Below are 20,555 nucleotides of genomic sequence, written 5' to 3' on the forward strand. Positions count from 1 at the left end.
CGGCGACAATCCGGCCCGCATATCAGGAGGAAGCGATATGACGATTAAATCTCTATTGAGCTCGGCGGCGCTCGTGCTTCTGGCAGGTACGTTCGCATCGCAGGCGCAGGCCGAAAGCGGGCAGATCGCGATCGGCCATCTCGAGGATCTCTCGGGCGGCACCTCGGACGTCGGCACGCCCTACGGCCAGGGCGTTGCCGATACCTTCGCCTGGATCAACAAGAATGGCGGCATCGGCGGCAAGCAGGTCGCGGTCGACAGCAACGATTATGGCTACCAGGTGCCGCGTGCGATCGCGCTGTACAAGAAATGGTCGGCGCCGGACAACAAGGTCGCGGCGATCATGGGCTGGGGCACCGCCGACACCGAGGCGCTGACCGGCTTCCTCGCCAACGACAAGATCCCGGACATGTCCGGCTCCTATGCCGCGGCGCTTACCGATCCCGAAGGCGCCAGCGGCAAGGCCAAGCCCGCGCCGTATAATTTCTTCTATGGCCCGAGCTATTCGGATGCGCTGCGCGCCGAGCTGACCTGGGCCGCCGAGGATTGGAAGGCCAAGGGCAAGCCCGGCAAGCCGAAGTTCGTGCATATGGGCGCCAACCATCCCTACCCGAACGCCCCGAAAGCGGCGGGCGAAGCGATGGCGATCGAGCTCGGCTTCGAGGTCCTGCCTCCGCTGGTGTTTGCGCTCTCGCCCGGCGATTACAGCGCGCAATGCCTGAGCCTGAAAAGCTCCGGCGCCAACTACGCCTATCTCGGCAACACCGCCGCCTCCAACATCTCGGTGATGAAGGCCTGCAAGAACGCCGGCGTCGACGTGCAATTCCTGTCCAACGTCTGGGGCATGGATGAGAACGCGGCCAAGACCGCGGGCGATGCCGCCGACGGCGTGATCTTCCCCTTGCGCACCGCGGTCGGCTGGGGCGGCGATGCACCCGGCATGAAGACGGTGATGGAGATCTCGAAGATGTCCGATCCGTCGGGCAAGATTTATCGTCCCGTGCACTATGTCGCTGCGGTCTGCTCCGCGCTCTACATGAAGGAAGCCATCGACTGGGCGGCGAAGAACGGCGGCGCCACCGGCGAGAACGTCGCCAAGGGCTTCTATCAGAAGAAGGATTGGGTCCCCGCAGGAATGGCGGGCGTCTGCAATCCCTCGACCTGGACCGAGAAGGACCACCGCGGCACGCTGAAGGTCGATCTGTATCGCGCCAAGGTGACCGGGCCGACCGACGGCGACCTCAACGACCTGATGGCCAAGGGCACGATCAAGCTCGAGAAGGTCAAGACCGTCGAGCTGCCGCGCAAGCCGGAATGGCTGGGGTGGTAGTTTGCGACTGAGTTGGCTCAGTGCTGACCACAACAAAAGTCGTCATCCCCCGCGCATACGGGGGATCCAGTACGCCGCGGCTTCTCAGGCGATCCCCGGCGTCTCTGGAATACTGGATCGCCCGCCTTCGCGGGCGATGACAGCGAGAATCATCGGACATGGTTGAAACCCTCGACAGGCCCAACGCAACACCGCCCTCTGCCGCGGCGCCGCTCCTTTCCGTCCGCAACATCGAGGTCGTCTATGACGACGTCATCCTGGTGCTGCGCGGCTTGAGCCTCGACGTGCCGAAGGGAGCCATTGTCGCGCTGCTGGGCGCCAACGGCGCCGGCAAGTCGACCACGCTGAAGGCGATCTCGGGCCTGCTCAAGACCGAGGACGGCGAGGTCACGCGCGGCGAGATCATATTCGACGGCGCGCGCATCGACGGCATCGATCCCGAAAAGATCGTCCGCCGCGGCATCTTCCAGGTCATGGAAGGGCGCCGCATCATCGCCGACATGACCTCGCTCGAGAACCTCAAGCTCGGCGCTTTCACCCGCAGCGATCGCGAGGTCGCCTCCGACATCGAGATGGTGTTCAACTATTTCCCGCGGCTGAGGGAGCGCACCGGGCTCGCCGGCTATCTCTCGGGCGGCGAGCAGCAGATGCTGGCGATCGGCCGCGCACTGATGGCGCGGCCGAAGATGATCTTGATGGACGAGCCGTCGATGGGGCTGTCGCCCCTGCTGGTGAAAGAAGTCTTCGCCATCATCAAGGAGATCAACCGCGACCTCGGCGTGACCATTCTCCTGGTCGAGCAGAATGCGCGCGCGGCGCTGTCCGTGGCAAGCCACGGCTACATCATGGAACAGGGCAAGGTGGTGCTCGACGGCACCGCGGATAGCCTGCGCGACAATGAGGACGTCAAGGAGTTCTACCTCGGCGGCGCCGGCGACCAGCGCAAGAGCTTCAAGAACCTGAAAAGCTTCAAGCGGCGGAAGCGATGGCTGTGAACGAGATGTCTCAACATCGTCATGGCCGGGCTTGACCCGGCCATCCACGCCTTGAAGCACGCAGGACAGACGTGGATGCCCGGGACAAGCCCGGGCATGACGGCACAATATCTGAGGACCGGATATGCCCCCCCATTACGACGCCCTCGAAACCCGCGATCCCGACGTGCGCGAGCAGGACCTGTTCACGCGCCTGCCCGCAGTGCTGCGCGCGGCGATGCAGGCGCCCGCCTATGCCGAGCGGCTCAAGGGGATCGATCCCACCGAAATCACGGACCGCGCCGCACTGGCGCTGCTGCCGGTGCTGCGCAAATCCGAGCTGCCGGCCCTGCACAAGGCAGCGCCGCCCTTCGGCGGTTTTGTCGCGCCGGCGCCCGGAAGCTTCGCGCGCCTGTTCACCTCGCCTGGTCCGATCTTCGAGCCGGAAACGAACCAGTGCGATCCCTGGCGCGGGGCACGTGCGCTCTACGCCACCGGCTTTCGCCGCGGCGACGTCGTGCTCAATACGTTCAGCTATCATCTGACGCCCGGCGGCTTCATCTTCGATGCGTCCGCGCGCGCGCTCGGCTGCGCGGTGATCCCGGCCGGCCCGGGCAATACCGAGGCGCAGTTCGAGCTGATCGAGGCCTACCGCCCGATCGGCTATAGCGGCACGCCGGACTTCTTGAAGATTCTCCTCGACGCGGCCCAGAGCGCCGGTCGTGACGCCTCCTCGATCAAGCGTGCGCTGGTCTCCGGCGCGGCGTTTCCGCCGTCGCTGCAGGCCGAGATCAAGGCGCGCGGCATCGACGCCTATCAGGCATTCGGCACCGCCGATCTCGGCATCGTCGCCTACGAGACCGCGGCGCGCGACGGCCTGGTGGTGAACGAGGATCTGATCGTCGAGATCGTGCGTCCCGGCACCGGGGATCCCGTGGCCCAAGGCGAGGTCGGCGAGATCGTCGTTACCTCGCTCATATCAGAACATCCCTGGATTCGGCTGGCGCTCGGCGATCTCACCGCCGAGCTGTCCGGCCTCAGCGCCTGCGGACGCACCAATATGCGGATCAAGGGCTGGATGGGTCGCGCCGATCAGACCACCAAGGTCAAGGGCATGTTCGTGCGGCCGGAGCAGGTTGCCGAGATCGCCAAACGCCATCCGGAGCTTGGACGTCTCCGCCTGGTGGTGACGCGCAGCGGCGAGACCGATCTGATGACGCTGAAGGCGGAATGTTCCACGCCGAGCGAGGCGTTGCAGACCGAACTCACCGCGACGTTGCGCACCGTAACGAAGCTCGGTGGAACCGCCGAGCTGGTCGCGAGCGGCTCGCTGCCCAACGACGGCAAGGTCATCGCCGACGAGCGGTGAGTGAACTCGCGCGGCGCACTCCCTTTCCTCGCACGCGGCGCGAGGTTGAACCGAATTCGCAGGAACCTATTAGGAACGCTCGCTGCCCAGCCCTGCACCAGCAACATAGGCGTTCGCGCAGGCATCGCTCCCCGGCAATTGCCGAGCCCGATACCCTCTCCTATACAATCCGGTCTCGCGTCTTCCGGAGTCCTCGTCCATGGCTTTCCCGCGCGCCTCGCAGGCCCTGTCCCGCTTCACCGTGCTCGACCTGACCCGGGTCCGCGCCGGCCCGACCTGCGCACGCCAGTTCGCCGACTGGGGCGCCAATGTCATCAAGATCGACGCGATGATGGAGAATGGCGGCGAGTCCATGGGCGGTCCGCGCCAAGGTGCCGATTTCCAGAACCTGCACCGCAACAAGCGGGCGATGACGCTGAACCTGAAAGATCCTCGCGGGGTCGAGGTGTTCATGCGCCTTGCGGCGAAAGCCGACGTCGTGATCGAGAACTACCGGCCCGACGTGAAGACCAAGCTCGGCATCGATTACGAGAGTGTACGCAAGGTCAATCCGCGCATCGTCTATGGCAGCATCTCCGGCTTCGGCCAGGACGGCCCTTATCACAAGCGGCCGGGCTTCGATCAGATCGCGCAAGGCATGGGTGGGCTGATGTCGATCACCGGCGCCCCGGGCCAAGGCCCGATGCGCGTCGGCATTCCCGTGGCCGACCTCACGGCCGGGCTGTCCTGCGCGATGGGCATCCTCACCGCGCTGCTCGAGCGCGATGTCTCCGGCGAAGGTCAATGGGTGCAGACCTCGCTGCTGCAGGCGCAGATCTTCATGCTGGATTTCCAGGCCGCGCGCTGGCTGATGGAAAAGGACGTCGCGCAGCAGGCCGGCAACAACCACCCGACCAGCATCCCGACCGGCGTGTTCAGGACCTCCGACGGCTACATCAATATCGCCACCACGGGCGGCCGGATCTGGGAGCGCTTCTGCCAGACCCTCGGCGCGCCGGAGTGGATCGACAATCCCGATTTCGCCACCGCGCCCGCGCGCTCGAAGAATCGCGACGCGCTGAACGCTGCGATCGATCAGCACACGGTGACGAAATCCACCGAGCAATGGGTGAGCGAACTCAATGCCGCCGGCGTCCCCTGCGGCCCGATCTACTCCATCGATCAGGTGTTCGAGGACGCACAGGTGAAGCACCTCGGCATGGCGCAGCCTGTGCCGAATGAGGAGGGCCGCGACATTACTTTGGTCGCGCAGCCCTTCACGCTGTCGCGCACGCCGAGCCGGATGGCCGCTCGCCCGCCGGAATTCGGCGAGCAGACCGAAGACGTCCTCTCGGAATTCGGCTTCACCGATGGCGAGATCGCCGACCTCAGACTGCATCGGGTGGTCTGAGCGGCTGCAATGTGACGAAAAGCGGGCCCGCTTCCCGCTGTGGCCCGAATGTCACCACGCCCGAACTTCAGAGTTGGCCAGATTGAGGTCGTTCCGGGACCGCGATATGCTCTTTTCGTCAATGGAGCCGGCCACAATCGATGGCTGGCTCCGCCCGGGAGCCGGTCCATGAGCGCAACAGAACTGAAGGATTTTCTCGCGGCAATGGACGCGGCCCGTCAGGCCAACATGGCTGCGCTGGAAGCTGCCGGCGGACTTCTTGAAGATAACTTCGACGAGGACGTCAGCCCTGCTATTTTCTGCCGGCCCGCGACCATCCACTAGGCCTGGGCCGAGCCGCCTTACGGCGGCTGCTTTGCCCCTCGACAATTCTACGACGAATTACGCTTCAACCTTCGCCGCCGGATTCCGCATCTTGAGGCCGGCGACCAGGCGATCGATCAGCGGCCAGAACAGCAGCAGGATCGCGAGCGTCGTGATGGTGCCGACCAGCCCGTTCGACCAGAACACGCGCATGTCACCGCTGGAGATGATCATCGATTGCCGGAACGCGTCCTCGGCGCGGCTGCCGAGCACCAGCGCCAGCGTGAACGGCGCCAGCGGAATCTTGATCTTCTTGAAGACATAGCCGACCACGCCGAAGCCGAGCATCAACCAGACATCGAACATCGCGTTCTGGATCGCATAGGCGCCGATCGCGCAGGACACCACGATCATCGGCGCCACGGCCGCGAACGGCACCCGCAGGATCGAGGCGAAAATCGGCACCGTGGTCAGCACCAGCGCCAGGCCGACGACATTGCCGAGATACATCGAGGCGATCAGGCCCCAGACGAAATCCTTGTGCTCGACGAACAGCAGCGGTCCGGGATTGAGGCCCCAGACCATCAACCCGCCGAGCAGGATCGCGGCCGTGCCGGAGCCGGGAATGCCGAGCGCGAGCATCGGCAGCAGCGCCGAGGTGCCGGACGCGTGCGCGGCGGTTTCAGGCGCAAACACGCCCTCGATGCGGCCTTTGCCGAAGCTTGCCTGATCCTTTGAGAAACGCTTGGCGAGATTGTAGCCCATGAACGACGCGGCAATCGCGCCGCCCGGCGTGATACCGAGCCAGCAGCCGATCACCGACGAGCGCAGCAGCGTCATCCAATATTTCGGCAGATCCTTCCACACCGACAGCACCGTGCGCAGCGAGATCGAGGCGGCATGGCCATGCAGCGCCAGCCGCTCCTCCATCGTGAGCAGGATCTCGCTGATGCCAAACAGGCCGATCACCGCGACCAGGAAGTTGATGCCGCGGAGCAGATCAGTCGAGCCGAACGTCATCCGCAGCTGTCCGGACACGGTGTCCATGCCGATGCCGGCGAGCAACAGTCCGAGCGACATCGAGATCACCGTCTTGTGCTTGTCCTCGCGGCCGAGGCCGACGAAGGAGCAGAAGGTGAGCAGATAGACCGCGAAGAACTCGGGTGGCCCGAAGCGCAGCGCAAAGGAGGAGATCCACGGCGCCAGGAAGGTGATCAGCAGCACCGCGACCAGCGAGCCGATGAACGACGAGGTGAAGGCTGCCGTCAGCGCTTCCGCCGCCCGGCCCTGCTGCGCCATCGGATAGCCGTCGAAGGTGGTCGCCACCGACCAGGCTTCACCGGGGATATTGAACAGGATCGAGGTGATGGCGCCGCCGAACAGCGCGCCCCAGTAGATGCAGGACAGCATTACGATGGCCGAGGTCGGATCCATCGTGAAGGTCAGCGGCAACAGGATCGCAACACCGTTGGGTCCACCGAGCCCCGGCAGCACGCCGACAAAGATGCCGAGCACGAGCCCGACCATCATCAAGAGAAGCGTCTTCCAGGTCAGGAGGACGGCGAACCCATGCAGCAGCAGGCCTAAGGCTTCCATTCAGAATTTCCACTTGCCCCGTCATTGCGAGGAGCGAAGCGACGAAGCAATCCAGGAGTTGTTCGCCTCATTTCTGGATTGCTTCGCTTCGCTCGCAATGACGGTTGGTGAGAGTATTGGTTAATACCCGAACATCGCTTCCAGCGGTCCCTTCGGCATGATCACGTCAAATACAACATCGAACGTCACGAACATCACCGCGCTGAAGACGAAGGCCGTGAGCAGCGACTTCCACCAGGCGATCTTGCCGACCAGCCGCATGAAGCCCGCTATCAAGAGGAAGCTCGCGACATAGAGCCCGAGATACTGCATCGCGATGCAAAACAGGAGCGTCGGCACGAACACCGCCAGCACGCGCCGCAGCTGGGCCCGGGTGACGAAGGTCTCGCCCGCTTCCTTGCGCGACAGCACGGCGGCAACGATTCCATACAGGCTGGCGCCGCCGAGGATCACCGAGAGATAGAACGGGAAATAGCCGGGCTCCGGCCCCGTTGCGTCCCAGGACGCGCCGGTGCGCCAATTGTCGTAACCGAGCGTGATCGCAAGCGCGAGCAGCAGCAGCGACACGCCGATGTCGACGGACCGGTTCGAGGTGACGGCAGGCGAGCCCTCCTCCGGCGCGGTCGGATCGTCGACGTCGATTTCAATGTCGATCTCGGTGTCAGACATTGATCAACTCACACGGTCATCGTCCGCCACCGGGTGGCGCTCCGGAGCATCACTTGGCGACAAAGCCGGCTTCCGTCATCAGTTGCTTGTTGAGCGCACCGTCGTCCTCCAGGAACTGCAGCATATCCTTGCCGGTGAGGAACACCGGCTTCAGCGCCTGCTTCTCCATGTAGTCCCTGTATTCCGGCGTCTGGACCAGCTTGTGGAACAGGTCGACATAGAACGCCTGCTGCTCCGCGGTGACTTTGCCCGGCAGGAACATCGCGCGCAGCATCAGATACTGCACGTCCAGCCCCTCTTCCTTGCAGGTCGGTATGTCGTGCCAGGACTGCGTCTCCGTGACCTTGGCGGTGTAGGAGATGCGCTCCTTGTCGAATACGCAGAGCGGGCGCACCTGACCGGCCCGCCAGACTTCCAGGTTCTCGGAGGGATTGTTGACGTTGGATTCGGTGTGCTCGCCGACCAGCTGCGTGGCCGCCTCCCCGCCCGACTTGTAGGGAAGATAGGCGAACTTGGCGCCGGTCTTCTGCTCGACGAACATCGTCAGCACATGATCCTCGCGCTTGGAGCCGGTGCCACCCATCTTGAACGGCGTGCTCGAGGCCTTCGCGGCGGCGATGAACTCCTTGACCGTCTTCGGACCGGAGACATTGTCCCACAGCACGAACTGGTCCAGCGCGATCACGGCGACCGGGGTGAGTTCATGCCAGTCGAACGGCAGCTTCGCCGACAGCGGCAGCATGTAGATAAGCGAATAGGCGATGATGATCTTGTTCGGATCGCCCTCGCTCGACTTCATGTACATCAGCGCTTCGGCCCCGGAGGCGCCGCCCTTCAGCGACACCACGACCGGCTGCTTCATCAGATTGTTCTTCTGGATCGCGGCCTGCATCATCCGCGCCATCTGGTCGGAGGCGCCGCCCGCACCGGCGGCGACCACGATCTCGACCGGCTTGGTCGGCTCCCAGCCGGCCGAAGCCGGCACAGTTGCGAACAATACGGCGCTCAACGCCGCGATCGTGACGATCTTGCGCAAATGTTTCATCCCCGGTTCGAGTCCGCTTGCACCCTGCTCGGATACTGCGGACTTATTTTGATTAGTTCAAGCCGGCTTGCGATCTGCAACCTCGCGACTTTCGCATAAGGTTGCAGACCGCCTTTGTACTACTTCCCTTTCCAGTTCGGCGTCCGCTTGTTGAGGAATGCGTCCATACCTTCGCGGAAATCCTCGCTCATATAGGCGCGCAGGATCAGGTCCTCGCCTTCGTCACGCGACAGGGTGCGGCGGATGCGGCGCACCGCCTCCTTGGTCACTTCGAGCGTGATCGGCGCATGGCCTGCAACCAGCCGCGCGGTTTCCAGCGCGCGCCGCTGCAGCGTCTCGACATCGGGCACGATCTCGTTGAGCAGGCCGAGCGCAAGCGCCTCCGGAGCCTCAACCAGCCGCGCCTTGAAGATCAGGTCCTTGGTGCGGGCGGGACCGATCAGCGAGACGACGCGCGAGATGTTCGACATCGACAGGCAATTGCCGAGCGTGCGCGCGATCGGAAACCCCATCCGCGTGCTTTCCGTGCCGATGCGAAGATCGCAGCACGCGGCGATACCGGCGCCGCCGCCGGTGCAGGCGCCCGCGATCGCCGCGATCACGGGCACGCGGCACTGCTCCAGCGTGCCTAGCACGCGATCGATCCGCGCCTCATAGTCGAGCGCATCCTGCGCGGTCTTGAAGGCGCGAAATTGGGAGATGTCGGTGCCGGACGCGAACGCCTTGTCGCCGGCGCCGGTCAGGATCAGCGCCTTGATCGACCGGTCGCCGTTGATGCTTTCGCAGATCGAGGCCAGCTGCTCGTACATCGCGAACGTCATCGCGTTGCGCGCCTGCGGCCGGTTGAAGGTGATCTTGGCGATGCCGTCCTCGACGGCGTAAAGCAGATCCTCGGTGGCAGTGACGGGAGCGTTCATCTCAAGACTTCCTGCTGTGATGCGGAGCAGAACGGCTTTAGGATGGATCGCCGCTCCGTTCCACGTCGATGTTCGGGCATCTGCTTTGCGCGGATTACGCGACCTTCGGAATCGCCGTGACCTCGCGCTTCTTCAACACATCCATCGCAGCCAATACGCCGCCGGCGCGATGCGGCACCTTGGCAAGCTCGAGTCCCATCTCGACCCCCGAAAGCGTCCCCATCAGCATCAGATCGTTGAAATGGCCGATATGGCCGATCCGGAACACCTTGCCCTTGATCTTGTTCAGCCCGGTGCCGAGCGACATGTCGAAATTCTCCAGCACCACCTTGCGGAAATGATCCGCATCGTGCCCCTCGGGCATCACGACGCCGGTCAGCGCCGGCGAATGCGCCTGCGGATCCTTGCACTGGGTGTCCAGCCCCCACACCTTGGTCGCGGCGCGGGTAGCCTCACCATGCCGGCGATGGCGGGCGAACACGTTTTCATGCCCCTCCTCCTCCAGCATCTTGAGGGCCTCATTGAGGCCCATCAGGAGATTGCAGGCCGGTGTGTACGGGAAGGTGCCGAGCTTGTTGAAGTTGATGATCTCCTGCCAGTCCCAATAGGAGCGCATGCCGGCATTGGCCTTGGCCGCGGCGAGCGCCTTTTCCGAGACCGCGTTGAAGCCGAGCCCCGGCGGCAGCATCAGGCCCTTCTGGGAGCCGGCAACCGAAACGTCGATGCCCCAGGCGTCGTGCTCATATTCCATCGAGCCGAGCCCTGAGATGGTGTCGACCATCAGCAGCGCCGGATGGCCCGCGCGGTCCAGCGCCCTGCGCGCCTCGAGCGGCGGCGTGACGCAGCCGGTCGAAGTCTCGTTATGGACGATGCAGACCGCCTTGATCTGGTGCGCCTTGTCGGCAGCAAGCCGCTGTTCGATGGCCGCGATGTCGGCGCCATGGCGCCAGTCACCGGGGATGAAATCGATGTCGAGCTTGAACTTGTCGGCGATGCCGCGCCACAGCACCGCGAACTGGCCGGTCTCGGCCATCAGCACCTTGTCGCCGGGCTGAAGCGTGTTGACGATCGCCGCCTCCCAGGCGCCGGTGCCGGACGACGGGTAGATGATGACGGGCTGCCTGGTCTTGAACATCCGCTGCATCGCGGCCAGTACGGCAAAGCCGAGTTCGGCGAATTCCGGGCCGCGATGGTCGAGGGTCGGCATGTCCATCGCGCGCAACACGCGGTCCGGCACGTTGGTCGGCCCCGGAATCTGAAGAAAATGCCGTCCCGTATGCAGAGTCATAGGCGTCCTTCCCGGTCTTTGATTTGATTGGGCGGCTGGCATACCACCATTCGCCCTGCTTGTCCTCCGCCTTGGCGGCGGCGTCAACCCAAAGACCGGGCGGGATGACCGTTTCAATTCCTCCTCACTCCGCCGGAACCGGACTCGGCGCGCCGACCGCATGGTCGGCTTCCGCGAACCTCTCCTCAGGCCGCATGAAGAAGGCCGATACGCCGCCGATCAGAAGCACCCCCATCAGCATCAGGAACGGCAGGCCCCAATTGCCGGTGAGATCGATCACCCAGCCCGCCACCAGCGGCGAGGCGATCGCAGCTCCGGCCGAGCCCATGTTCATGATCCCGGACGCCGTGCCGGAATATCGCGGCGCAATATCCATCGGCACCGACCACATCGGCCCGATCACCAGCTCGGCGAAGAAGAAGCCGCTCGACAGGCACAGCGCGACCAAGGTGAGATCGTGGATGAACAGAATCGGCAGGAGCGAGGCGAGCGCACCGGCAAAGCCGGCCACCGTCACCGACAGCCGCGCCAATCGGACGTTGCCGCTGCGCTTCAGAATGGCGTCGGAGAGCACGCCACCGGCACTGTCGCCGATCACGCCGGCAAAGAACACGCCGGCAGAAAACAGCGCCGAGTTCTTCAGATCCAGGTGGAAGTTGTTCTTGAAGAACAGCGGCAGCCAGTTGAGGTAAAGCCACAGGCCCCAGCCGTAACAGAAATAGGTCAGGGTCACCGGCCACATCCGCTTAAGCAGCGGCCCCCACGGCACCGGCGGCTTGGCGCCGCTCGGCCGCGGTGGCAGCGCGGCAAGCTCGGCCTCGGTGATGTGGCGATGGTCCCGCGGCTCGTTGCGGAAGTAGCAGACCCAGACGACGCCCCAGAGCAGGCTGACGATTCCGAGCACCACGAAGGAGCCACGCCAGGTCAGCCACACCGTCAACGCCGCGACCATCGGCGGCGTGATCGCGTTGCCGAGCCGGGCAAAGGCATGGGTCAACCCTTGAGCAAAGCCGCGGCTGGTCGCCGGCGTCCAATATTGCATCGCGCGCGTCGCGGTCGGGAATGTCGCCCCCTCGCCGAAGCCGAGCGCGAGCCGCGCCATGAACAGCGTGGTCAGGCTGGTGACGAAACCGGTCGAGATCGTCGCGAGCGCCCAGATCATGCCGCACCAGAACAATGTCTTGCGCGGCCCGAAATGATCGCCAACCCAGCCGCCGATCACCTGGAACATGAGGTAGGGATAGGCGAAGGCGGAGAACACGAGGCCGAGCTGGGTGTTCGAAAGCGACAGCTCCTTCTGGATCTCGCTTGCGGCCGTACCGATATTGACCCGGTCGATATAGGTGATGAAGTACATCACGCACAGCATTGCCAAGACGACATGTGTGGCCTTGAACCGCAGTCTCATGTTCTCTCCCGACTTGTTGATTGTATTTTTGAAGGCGCACTAGAAAAGCGGCGCCGGAGACCGGCGCCGCTGGAGTCCGGTCAGGTGCCGACGGCCTTGAGATGCGAGCCCGCATTGCCTTGGGGACGCTCTTCCAGCAGCTTCATCGCGGCATCGACGCCGCCGGAGCGGTGCGGCACGCCGGCGACGCGAAGCCCCATCTCGACGCCGGTCAGCGCCGCCATCAAGGTCAGCTCGTTGCATTCGCCGAGGTGCCCGATCCGGAACACCTTGCCGGCGACCTTCGACAGGCCCGAGCCGAGTGACATGTTGTAATTGTCGAGCACGACTTTCCGGAACTGGTCGGCGTCATAGCCCGGCGGCATCAACACCGCGGTCAGCACCGGGGAGAAATCCTTCGGCTCCTGGCACAGCACCTCCAGACCCCAATGGTTGACCGCGGCGCGGGTGGCGGCGGCGAGCCGCTGGTGCCGTGCGAACACCTGGTCGAGCCCCTCTTCAAGCAGCATCGCAATGGCTTCGCGCAGGCCGTAAAGCAGGTTGGTCGCGGGCGTATAGGGAAAGAAGCCGTTCGCATTCGGCTTCAGCATCTCCTCCCAGTCCCAGTAGGAGCGCGGCATCTTGTTGGTCTTGGCCGCGGCGCGCGCCTTGGCCGAGATCGCGTTGAAGCCGAGGCCGGGCGGCAGCATGAAGCCTTTCTGGGAGCAGCTAACCGCGACATCCACCTGCCATTCGTCGAAGCGGAAGTCGGCCGAGCCGAGGCCGGAGATGGTGTCGACCATCAGCAGCGCCGGATGCTTGGCCCGATCGATCGCCGCGCGCACCTCTCCGATCCGGCTGGTGGCGCCAGTCGAGGTCTCGTTGTGCACGACCATCACGGCCTTGAAGGCGTGCGCCTTGTCCTGAGTGAGCTTCTCTTCGATCATGGCCGGATCGACGCCGCGGCGCCAATCGCCGGGGATGAAGTCGACCTCGATGCCCCAGCGCGCCGCCATCTGCCGCCACAGCGTGGCGAAGTGGCCGGTCTCGACCATCAGCACCTTGTCGCCTGGGGACAGCGTGTTGACGATCGCGGCCTCCCAGGCCCCGGTCCCCGAGGACGGGAAAATGATGACGTCGCTGGAGGTCTTGAAGATCGCCTTCGACCCGTCCAGCACGGCCTTGCCGAGCGCGGCGAATTCCGCGCTGCGATGGTCGATCACGGGCATATCCATGGCCCGCAGCACTCGCTCCGGCACCGGGCTTGGACCCGGAATATTGAGGAAATGGCGGCCTTGATGACGGGTCACGGGCAAGTCTCCTGGGGTAGCGGCGTTCCGATACCCCAAGATTGCATTCATTTATTATCACTACAAGCCATGAATGAATTCATTTCAATGGTCGACGATGACCGGAACTGCCGCTAGAATTTTGGCCAATGAGCACCACGATTCCAGAAGATGCGGCACCGGCCGCCGCCGCGCCGGACCGGACCGACGCGCCTGCGCGCGACGAGATGTCCTTGCATGACGAGATCTTGTCACGGCTGCGCGATTACATCGTCGAAGGCCATATCGCCGATGGAGCCAGGATCTCGGAGCGGCAACTCTGCGAGATGCTGAAAGTGTCGCGCACCCCCCTGCGCGAGGCCCTGAAGGTGCTCGCTGCTGAAGGGTTGGTTGAGCTCCTGCCCAATCGCGGCGCACGGGTGCGGCCGCTCGGCGCCCACGACATCGCCGAATTGTTCGACCTGATGGGCGGGCTCGAGGGCCTTGCAGGCAGGCTTGCCTGCGAGAAGATTTCGGATGAAGAGATCGCAAAAATCGAGCAACTTCATCATGATATGTATGGCTTCTACATCCGCCAGGACATGCAGGGCTACTTCCGGATGAACCAGTTGATCCATCGCGCGATCGTGCAGGCCGCAGGCAATGCGATGCTGTCGGCGAGCTATGAGAACCTGGCCGGCCGGATCCGCCGCGTGCGCTACTCCGCCAATTTCGCCCGCAAGCGCGAGCGCTGGAGCGAGGCGATGCGCGAGCATGAGGCGATCCTGGACGCGCTGCGTCGGCGCGCCGGCAGCGAGCTTTCCGACATCCTCTTCCTGCATCTCCGCAACAAGGGCGCCGCCGCCATTGCCTATCTCAATGAGGCCGCCGCAGGCGCGGGCGCGGCAACCGGGGCGTCGACCAGACTCGCGCCAGCCGGATGATCCAGCCCTCCCGCGCTAGACTTGCATGCAATTTTTATTTACGTCTCGTCATAAATGAATGACATCGGGTTGGTGTCGGAGCCAGCCCGGACGAGACCAAACGACAAGGCCAGGGCCGACCAGGGACACCGCATGCCGCACGCGAAAGCCGGCCCATCGAAGCTCGAACAGAGGCTGCGCGCCGAAATCACCGGCGACGTCTTCTTCGATCGCTTCAACCGCGGCCGTTACGCCACCGACGCATCCTTCTACCAGGTAATGCCGGCCGGCGTGGTGGTGCCGCGCACGGTCGAGGAGGCGCTGCAAACCTTGGCGATTGCCCGTGACGAGGGGCATATCGTGACGCCGCGCGGCGGCGGCACCTCGCAATGCGGGCAAACCGTCAATAGCGGTATCGTCGTCGACTTCTCCAAGCACCTCAACCGGCTGCTCTCGCTCGACGTCGAGAACCGCACCTGCGTGGTCGAGCCCGGCATCGTGCTCGACGACCTCAATCGCCAGCTCAAGAAGCACGGGCTGTGGTTTCCGGTCGACGTCTCCACCGCCTCGCGCGCCACCATCGGCGGCATGGCCGGCAACAATTCCTGCGGCGGCCGTAGCTTGCGCTACGGCACCATGCGCGACAACACCATCGCCATCGATGCCGCGCTCGTCGACGGAACGCTACTGCATTTCGGCGAGGTCCAGCGCGATCTCTCCCAAGTCAGTTCGCCGGAGAGCGGCCTTGCGCTATTCCGCGACATGCTGGCGCTCGGCACGCGCGAGGCCGCCGAGATCGCCGACAAATTCCCCAAGGTGCAGCGCCGGGTCGGCGGCTACAATCTGGATGCGCTGACCCCGCGCAACGCCGCCAACAACATGGCGCATCTGTTGGTCGGCTCCGAAGGCACCCTCGCCTTCTCCACCCGGATCGAGCTGAAGCTGTGGCCCTTGATCCGCAACAAGGTGCTCGGCGTCTGCCATTTCGGCAGCTTCTATGAGGCGATGGATGCCGCCCAGCATCTGGTCAAGCTGAAGCCGATCGCGGTCGAGCTGGTCGACCGCACCATGATCGCGCTCGGCCGCGACATCGCGATGTTCCAGCCGATCATCTCTGCGGCCGTGCGCGGCGATCCCGATGCCATCCTGGTGGTCGAGTTCGCCGAAGAGACGCCGGAGGAGAATCTTGCCAAGCTGAAGCAGCTCACCGCGCTGATGGGCGATCTTGGCTTCTCCTGGGATCGCGAACCGCGCAAGTGGGGCGGCGTGGTCGAGATCGTCGAGCCGAGCTTGCAGACCGGCGTTGCCGAATTCCGCGCCGCCGGCCTCAACGTGATGATGTCGATGAAGGAAGCCGGCAAGCCGGTCTCCTTCGTCGAGGACTGCGCGGTGCCGCTGCCGCACCTCGCCGACTATACCGCGCGCCTGAACGAGGTGTTTGCCAGGCATGGCACCCGCGGCACCATGTATGCGCATGCTTCCGAGGGCTGCCTGCATGTCCGCCCCGTGCTGAACCTGAAGCTGGAAAAGGACGTGCGCGCGATGCGCGCCATCGCCGAGGAAGCCTTCGCCATGGTGCGCGACTACAAGGGCTCGCATTCCGGCGAGCATGGCGACGGCATCGTCCGCTCCGAATTCCATGAGCAGATGTTCGGCGCACGCATCGTCGCCGATTTCAAGGAGGTCAAGCAACGCTTCGACCCCGACGGCGTGCTCAACCCCGGTCGCATTGTCGATCCGCCCAAGATGGACGACCGCGCGCTGTTCCGTTATCCGCCGGACTATCGCGTCGGCGAGCTGAAGACGGTGCTGGACTGGTCGACCTATCCCGGCCAGGGCCGCGGCTTCCAGGGCGCGGTCGAGATGTGCAACAACAACGGCGCCTGCCGCAAGCTGGAAGGCGGCGTGATGTGCCCCTCCTACCGCGCCACCCGCGAGGAGAAGGACGTCACCCGCGGCCGCGCCAATACGCTGCGGCTCGCGATCTCCGGCCAGCTAGGCCCGGGCGCACTGTCTTCCGACCAGATGATGGAGACCTTGAAACTCTGCGTCTCCTGCAAGGCCTGCCGCCGCGAATGTCCTGTCGGCGTCGACATGGCCAAGATGAAGATCGAGGTGCTGGCGGCGCGCGCCACGACCCACGGCCTCACTCTGCGCGACCGCCTAGTCGCATTCCTGCCGCGCTATGCCGACCTCGCCGCGCGTTTTGCTCCGCTCGCCAATCTGCGCAACAACAGTGCGCTGCTGCGATCGGTGATGGAGCGCTTCGCCGGCATCAGCGCCAAGCGCAAGCTGCCGGCCTTCCGCGGCGACATCTTCCGCCGCGGCGTCGAAGCGATGGGACCAGAGTATGGCCGCGAGGTCGTACTGTTCACCGACACGTTCAACCGCATCTATGAGCGCGAAAATCTCGAGGCCGCGCTGCGGGTGCTGATCGCCGGCGGCTATCGCGTCTACATTCCCAAGCCGGCCGATGGCGGCCGGCCGCTGTGCTGCGGCCGCACCTTCCTCTCGGCGGGTCTGGTCGATCAGGCCAAAGGCGAGCTCGATCGCCTGGTCGAGACCTATGCCCCGTTTGCCGCGCGCGGCGTGCCGATCATCGGGCTCGAGCCGAGCTGCCTGTTGACCCTGCGCGACGAGCTGCTGTCGCTGCGCACCGATCCCACCGCAAAGACCATCAGCGCGCATGCGCTACTGCTCGAGGAATTCCTGGCGCGCGAGGCCGAGCACGGCCGGCTGCAATTGCCTCTCGGCCCCCTGCCGGGCAAGGCGCTATTGCATGGCCACTGCCACCAGAAATCCTTTGCCGCCTTCAAGCCGGTCGAGCAGGTGCTGCGACTGATCCCTGAGCTCGAGGTCGAAACCGTCGAATCCTCCTGCTGCGGCATGGCCGGCGCGTTCGGTTACGGCGCCGACACCTACGAGGTCTCGATGCAGATGGCCGAAGCCTCGCTGCTACCAGCCGTGCGCCAGGCGGATGCAGCGACCTACATCGTCGCCGACGGCACCTCCTGCCGCCACCAGATCCAGGACGGCACCGAGCGCGCTGCCATGCACGCCGCGCAACTTCTGGCGATGAGCTTGGATCGTGCGCAACCGCGTTCGTAGTTCACGAGTTTGAAAGCCGCGGAGCGCGATCTCAATGTTCGTCATTGCGAGGAGCGAAGCGACAAAGCAATCCAGAGTTTCTTGTTAACCCCTCGATTGCTTCGCTTGCAATGACGGGTAAGACCAACCTCATCATTCGTCGAAACACAAAGGACACCGACATGACCGACCTCCCCCTCGACACCGCCCGCAAGATCCTCGATGCCACGCTTGCGAAGGGCGTCGAAAAGAAGCTCAAGCCGCTGGCGGTGATGGTGCTCGACGCGCGCGGCTGCATCAAGGCTGCGGCCGCGCAGGACGGCACCAGCCTGATGCGGGGTGAAGTCGCACACGGCAAGGCCTACGGCGCGCTCGCGCTCGGCCTCGGCTCCCGCGCCCTGTTCCAGCGTGCGCAGGAACAGGCCTATTTCATCGATGCCGTGAACACGCTGGCCCAGGGCCGCCTCGTGCCCGTGCCCGGCGGCGTGCTGATCATGGATGGCGCGACGCTGCTCGGCGCCGTCGGCGTCTCCGGCGACAGCTCCGACAATGACGAGACCTGCGCCATCGCCGGCATTGAGGCCGCGGGCCTCAAGCCGAATGCTGGCTGACGCCGTTCATCTGACCGCAACAGCAACCTTTTTGCGTCTTGCGGCTTCCTCGGGGTTCATCATGCCCACGAGGAGGCCGCGCGTGAATCAGATCCCCCTGCCGGCATCGGCCGAGGCCGAGAACCGCGACGCCGATGCGGCGCGCGACGATGGCGTGCGCGAGATCGCCCCCCATGTCGCCTATCGCAGCTCGCGAGCGTCAACGTCGTCTGCTTCGGCCCGGCCGACGCCGGCGACGACCATTGGGTGCTGATCGACACCGCCGGAGCAGCCCGCGCGGGACTTCGACGACATCGCGGTTCCCAAAGCTGGCCGCTACGCACCGTCATAAGGCCTACGGCCTACGCCATCGGCACGAGCTTACCGAAGATTCAGCTGCGCCAGTCCGCGCGCGCGAAACATTGACGGCCGATCCACGTTTGTCGTCGGGGCGCTTGGAGACGAAACATGCCTCGAAATCGACCTCGCACCGTGATTATTACCGGCGCGTCCGCCGGCATCGGCCGCGCCATCGCCAAACGGTTCGGCCAGGCAGGCGATCGCATTGGACTCATCGCCCGAGACGAAGACGCGCTGAAGGATGTGCAGCGCGAGCTGCAAGGCTGCTTCGCACACGCAGAGTACGAAGCGGCCGATGTCGCCGACCCGGAGGCGCTGTTCGCCGCCGCTGAAAGGCTGCAGGAGCGGCTTGGCCCGGTCGACATCTGGATCAACGATGCGATGGAGACCGTGTTCTCGCTCGTGGCCGACATCACGCCGGACGAATTTCGCCGCGTCACCGAGGTTACCTATCTCGGCTTCGTCTATGGCACCATGGCGGCCCTGAAATCGATGCGTCCGCGCGGCGAGGGCCGCATTATCCAGATCGGCTCGGCACTCGCCTATCGGGGCATTCCCTTGCAGGCCGCCTATTGCGGCGCCAAGCACGCCATCCGCGGCTTCACCGACTCCTTGCGCACCGAGCTGCTCAACGAGCGCTCCGCCGTCTCGATCTGCATGGTCGACCTGCCCGCGGTGAACACGCCGCAATTCGACTGGGCCCGCGCCCATATTCCCCACACGCCACGGCCGATGGGCCAGCCGGTCGAACCGGAAGTGATCGCCGATGCGGTCTATCGCGTCGCCGATGGCGGCTTCCGCGAATATTGGATCGGCTGGCAGACCATGCTGACCATTCTCGGCAATGCGGTCGCGCCCGCCTATCTCGACCGCTATCTCGCCCGCAAGGCGGTGCGCGGACAGCAAACCGACGTGCCGCTGGTACCGGACCGCACCGACAATCTCGACCGTCCCGTGACGCGGCTGCATCGCACCCGCGGCTCCTTCAGCCGGGAATCCGCGCAGCATGCCATGCTCATCCCCGGCGACCTCGCGCGCGCCGCGACGGTTGCGCTCGGCGCCGCCGTCTTCTTCGCCCTTGGCGCGGCAACTCTGCGCGCCAGGCCACAACGCTCGCGAAGAGGTTCGTTTTCAATGCGGAACGCCCCGGTCAGCCGAGTTCGAAGCTGGTGACGCCAAACACCCGCTCCGTCCGCAACTCGCGGATCGCACCGGTGTACATGCGCGCGGTCTCGAACACAGGTGCGAGACCGAGACCTTCCGCGAAGGCAACCGCCTCGCGGTTGATCGCGGCCACATCGAGGAAGACTTCGACCTTGCCGATCTCTGCCAGCAAGGCCGACAGCACCGCCTCGGCGGCGGCGCGATTGTCGGCCACCAATGGGCCGATCTTATAACCTCGCCGGCATGGCCGGATCACGCCCCAGCCGGCGAGTTCGCCGTTCCGCATCAGCGCGCGGCAGACATGGCCGGATGCGTTGATCCAGGAACGCAGGAAGCTGCTGCGCGGCGCCGGAAACACGGTCGCGTCTGAGGCTTCGATCGCGCTGAAAGGCATAGTCGTCAGCGGGACGACGCCGGCTTGCGATACGGCCCTAGTCGTGACCGTGCCGCCGTAGCGAATATTGGCATAAGCATAGTGGAAGCCGGATTTTCTGTAATTGTCCTGCTGCGCGACTACACCGTCGAGCCCGACCACGCGGGCCCCCGCATGCGCCATCGCGGCGTTCCAGATGCGCAGGCCGTAGCCGTGGCCACGCAGATCCGGGCGCACGATGTAGAAGCCGAGAAAAGCGAAGCGCGCATCGTAGTTGACGCAGGAGACGGTCGCGACCGGCGCTCCATCGAGCTCGGCAATGATGAAACCCTCGGGATCGACCGTCCCGAAGCAGGCGGCATCGGCAAGCCCGGGATTCCACCCCTCGGCTGCCGCCCAGTCGATCGCGAGCTCGATCTCGTCCGGCCGCATCGGCCGGATGAGCAGGCGGTTAGCGTCAGGATGTTCGCTGGATCGCGTCACGGTCCCCTCGATCGGACTACGGCGTCACGCCTCGCGCGT

The 20,555-nt window shown here is 64.8% G+C and carries 18 protein-coding genes; 10 read left to right on the plus strand and 8 right to left on the minus strand.

Annotated elements, in window-relative coordinates; genetic code table 11:
• Positions 1-37: 37 nt before the first annotated feature.
• The 5 genes from QXZ85_RS13165 (at position 38) to QXZ85_RS13185 (ending at position 5,387) form a co-directional block, all read left to right on the plus strand.
• Positions 38-1,330: an ABC transporter substrate-binding protein gene (locus QXZ85_RS13165; protein WP_315768546.1), complete on the plus strand. Its 1,293-nt coding sequence runs from the start codon at positions 38-40 to the stop codon at positions 1,328-1,330.
• Positions 1,331-1,488: 158 nt separating this feature from the next.
• Complete coding sequence (locus QXZ85_RS13170) at positions 1,489-2,325, plus strand: ABC transporter ATP-binding protein (RefSeq protein ID WP_315729608.1); 837 nt, start codon at positions 1,489-1,491, stop codon at positions 2,323-2,325.
• A 124-nt stretch (positions 2,326-2,449) separates the two neighbouring features.
• Complete coding sequence (locus tag QXZ85_RS13175) at positions 2,450-3,673, plus strand: phenylacetate--CoA ligase family protein (protein WP_316174281.1); 1,224 nt, start codon at positions 2,450-2,452, stop codon at positions 3,671-3,673.
• Between the two features lie 199 nt (positions 3,674-3,872).
• Positions 3,873-5,063, plus strand: coding sequence for a CoA transferase (locus QXZ85_RS13180; RefSeq protein WP_315704479.1), 1,191 nt, complete (start codon positions 3,873-3,875; stop codon positions 5,061-5,063).
• A gap of 168 nt (positions 5,064-5,231) precedes the next feature.
• A complete protein-coding gene (locus QXZ85_RS13185; protein ID WP_315704480.1) occupies positions 5,232-5,387 on the plus strand; it encodes a hypothetical protein in 156 nt (51 codons plus the stop codon).
• 57 nt (positions 5,388-5,444) lie between these two features.
• On the opposite strand, the gene QXZ85_RS13190 is transcribed toward QXZ85_RS13185, so the two are convergent.
• The 7 genes from QXZ85_RS13190 to QXZ85_RS13220 all read right to left on the minus strand — a co-directional run bounded on the left by QXZ85_RS13190 (position 5,445) and on the right by QXZ85_RS13220 (position 13,578).
• Positions 5,445-6,962 (minus strand): tripartite tricarboxylate transporter permease, encoded by a 1,518-nt coding sequence (locus QXZ85_RS13190; RefSeq protein WP_316174283.1) that lies wholly within the window; start codon positions 6,960-6,962, stop codon positions 5,445-5,447.
• Positions 6,963-7,082: 120 nt separating this feature from the next.
• Positions 7,083-7,631 carry a tripartite tricarboxylate transporter TctB family protein gene (locus QXZ85_RS13195; protein ID WP_315704482.1) on the minus strand — a complete coding sequence of 183 codons (549 nt, stop codon included), beginning with the start codon at positions 7,629-7,631 and terminating at the stop codon, positions 7,083-7,085.
• A 49-nt stretch (positions 7,632-7,680) separates the two neighbouring features.
• Positions 7,681-8,676, minus strand: a complete 996-nt coding sequence (locus tag QXZ85_RS13200) for a Bug family tripartite tricarboxylate transporter substrate binding protein (RefSeq protein WP_316174285.1) — start codon at positions 8,674-8,676, stop codon at positions 7,681-7,683.
• Between the two features lie 119 nt (positions 8,677-8,795).
• Positions 8,796-9,593 (minus strand): enoyl-CoA hydratase/isomerase family protein, encoded by a 798-nt coding sequence (locus QXZ85_RS13205; RefSeq protein ID WP_315729611.1) that lies wholly within the window; start codon positions 9,591-9,593, stop codon positions 8,796-8,798.
• Between the two features lie 94 nt (positions 9,594-9,687).
• Positions 9,688-10,881, minus strand: coding sequence for a pyridoxal-phosphate-dependent aminotransferase family protein (locus QXZ85_RS13210; RefSeq protein ID WP_315727718.1), 1,194 nt, complete (start codon positions 10,879-10,881; stop codon positions 9,688-9,690).
• 124 nt (positions 10,882-11,005) lie between these two features.
• Complete coding sequence (locus QXZ85_RS13215) at positions 11,006-12,289, minus strand: MFS transporter (RefSeq protein ID WP_315727716.1); 1,284 nt, start codon at positions 12,287-12,289, stop codon at positions 11,006-11,008.
• Between the two features lie 80 nt (positions 12,290-12,369).
• Positions 12,370-13,578 carry an alanine--glyoxylate aminotransferase family protein gene (locus QXZ85_RS13220; protein WP_315727714.1) on the minus strand — a complete coding sequence of 403 codons (1,209 nt, stop codon included), beginning with the start codon at positions 13,576-13,578 and terminating at the stop codon, positions 12,370-12,372.
• 128 nt (positions 13,579-13,706) lie between these two features.
• Between QXZ85_RS13220 and QXZ85_RS13225 the strand changes: the two genes are divergently transcribed.
• From QXZ85_RS13225 to QXZ85_RS13245, 5 genes are all read left to right on the plus strand, one after another.
• Positions 13,707-14,480, plus strand: coding sequence for a GntR family transcriptional regulator (locus QXZ85_RS13225; RefSeq protein ID WP_315704487.1), 774 nt, complete (start codon positions 13,707-13,709; stop codon positions 14,478-14,480).
• Between the two features lie 132 nt (positions 14,481-14,612).
• The gene (locus QXZ85_RS13230; protein ID WP_316174287.1) at positions 14,613-17,567 is read left to right on the plus strand and encodes an FAD-binding and (Fe-S)-binding domain-containing protein; all 2,955 of its coding nucleotides are present in this window, start codon (positions 14,613-14,615) and stop codon (positions 17,565-17,567) included.
• Positions 17,568-17,728: 161 nt separating this feature from the next.
• Positions 17,729-18,157 (plus strand): GlcG/HbpS family heme-binding protein, encoded by a 429-nt coding sequence (locus QXZ85_RS13235; RefSeq protein WP_315704489.1) that lies wholly within the window; start codon positions 17,729-17,731, stop codon positions 18,155-18,157.
• A gap of 82 nt (positions 18,158-18,239) precedes the next feature.
• On the plus strand, positions 18,240-18,410 hold the full coding sequence (locus QXZ85_RS13240; RefSeq protein WP_315704490.1) for a hypothetical protein: 171 nt from the start codon (positions 18,240-18,242) through the stop codon (positions 18,408-18,410).
• A 194-nt stretch (positions 18,411-18,604) separates the two neighbouring features.
• Entirely contained in the window at positions 18,605-19,669 is a 1,065-nt protein-coding gene (locus QXZ85_RS13245) for an SDR family oxidoreductase (RefSeq protein ID WP_315768550.1), read from the plus strand.
• On the opposite strand, the gene QXZ85_RS13250 is transcribed toward QXZ85_RS13245, so the two are convergent.
• On the minus strand, positions 19,647-20,465 hold the full coding sequence (locus QXZ85_RS13250; RefSeq protein ID WP_315768600.1) for a GNAT family N-acetyltransferase: 819 nt from the start codon (positions 20,463-20,465) through the stop codon (positions 19,647-19,649). The two genes, QXZ85_RS13245 and QXZ85_RS13250, sit on opposite strands and share 23 nt — an antisense overlap.
• Positions 20,466-20,555 lie beyond the last annotated feature (90 nt).

Source organism: Bradyrhizobium sp. SZCCHNGR1005 (assembly GCF_032489995.1).
In the GTDB taxonomy this organism is placed as follows: domain Bacteria; phylum Pseudomonadota; class Alphaproteobacteria; order Rhizobiales; family Xanthobacteraceae; genus Bradyrhizobium.

What these genes read in the sequence shown, in the direction of transcription:
- QXZ85_RS13165 (WP_315768546.1), top strand. Translation starts at nt 38, where the DNA reads ATGACGATTAAATCTCTATTGAGCTCGGCGGCGCTCGTGCTTCTGGCA.
- QXZ85_RS13170 (WP_315729608.1), top strand. Translation starts at nt 1,489, where the DNA reads ATGGTTGAAACCCTCGACAGGCCCAACGCAACACCGCCCTCTGCCGCG.
- QXZ85_RS13175 (WP_316174281.1), top strand. Translation starts at nt 2,450, where the DNA reads ATGCCCCCCCATTACGACGCCCTCGAAACCCGCGATCCCGACGTGCGC.
- QXZ85_RS13180 (WP_315704479.1), top strand. Translation starts at nt 3,873, where the DNA reads ATGGCTTTCCCGCGCGCCTCGCAGGCCCTGTCCCGCTTCACCGTGCTC.
- QXZ85_RS13185 (WP_315704480.1), top strand. Translation starts at nt 5,232, where the DNA reads ATGAGCGCAACAGAACTGAAGGATTTTCTCGCGGCAATGGACGCGGCC.
- QXZ85_RS13190 (WP_316174283.1), bottom strand. Translation starts at nt 6,962, where the DNA reads ATGGAAGCCTTAGGCCTGCTGCTGCATGGGTTCGCCGTCCTCCTGACC.
- QXZ85_RS13195 (WP_315704482.1), bottom strand. Translation starts at nt 7,631, where the DNA reads ATGTCTGACACCGAGATCGACATTGAAATCGACGTCGACGATCCGACC.
- QXZ85_RS13200 (WP_316174285.1), bottom strand. Translation starts at nt 8,676, where the DNA reads ATGAAACATTTGCGCAAGATCGTCACGATCGCGGCGTTGAGCGCCGTA.
- QXZ85_RS13205 (WP_315729611.1), bottom strand. Translation starts at nt 9,593, where the DNA reads ATGAACGCTCCCGTCACTGCCACCGAGGATCTGCTTTACGCCGTCGAG.
- QXZ85_RS13210 (WP_315727718.1), bottom strand. Translation starts at nt 10,881, where the DNA reads ATGACTCTGCATACGGGACGGCATTTTCTTCAGATTCCGGGGCCGACC.
- QXZ85_RS13215 (WP_315727716.1), bottom strand. Translation starts at nt 12,289, where the DNA reads ATGAGACTGCGGTTCAAGGCCACACATGTCGTCTTGGCAATGCTGTGC.
- QXZ85_RS13225 (WP_315704487.1), top strand. Translation starts at nt 13,707, where the DNA reads ATGAGCACCACGATTCCAGAAGATGCGGCACCGGCCGCCGCCGCGCCG.
- QXZ85_RS13230 (WP_316174287.1), top strand. Translation starts at nt 14,613, where the DNA reads ATGCCGCACGCGAAAGCCGGCCCATCGAAGCTCGAACAGAGGCTGCGC.
- QXZ85_RS13235 (WP_315704489.1), top strand. Translation starts at nt 17,729, where the DNA reads ATGACCGACCTCCCCCTCGACACCGCCCGCAAGATCCTCGATGCCACG.
- QXZ85_RS13245 (WP_315768550.1), top strand. Translation starts at nt 18,605, where the DNA reads ATGCCTCGAAATCGACCTCGCACCGTGATTATTACCGGCGCGTCCGCC.
- QXZ85_RS13250 (WP_315768600.1), bottom strand. Translation starts at nt 20,465, where the DNA reads ATGCGGCCGGACGAGATCGAGCTCGCGATCGACTGGGCGGCAGCCGAG.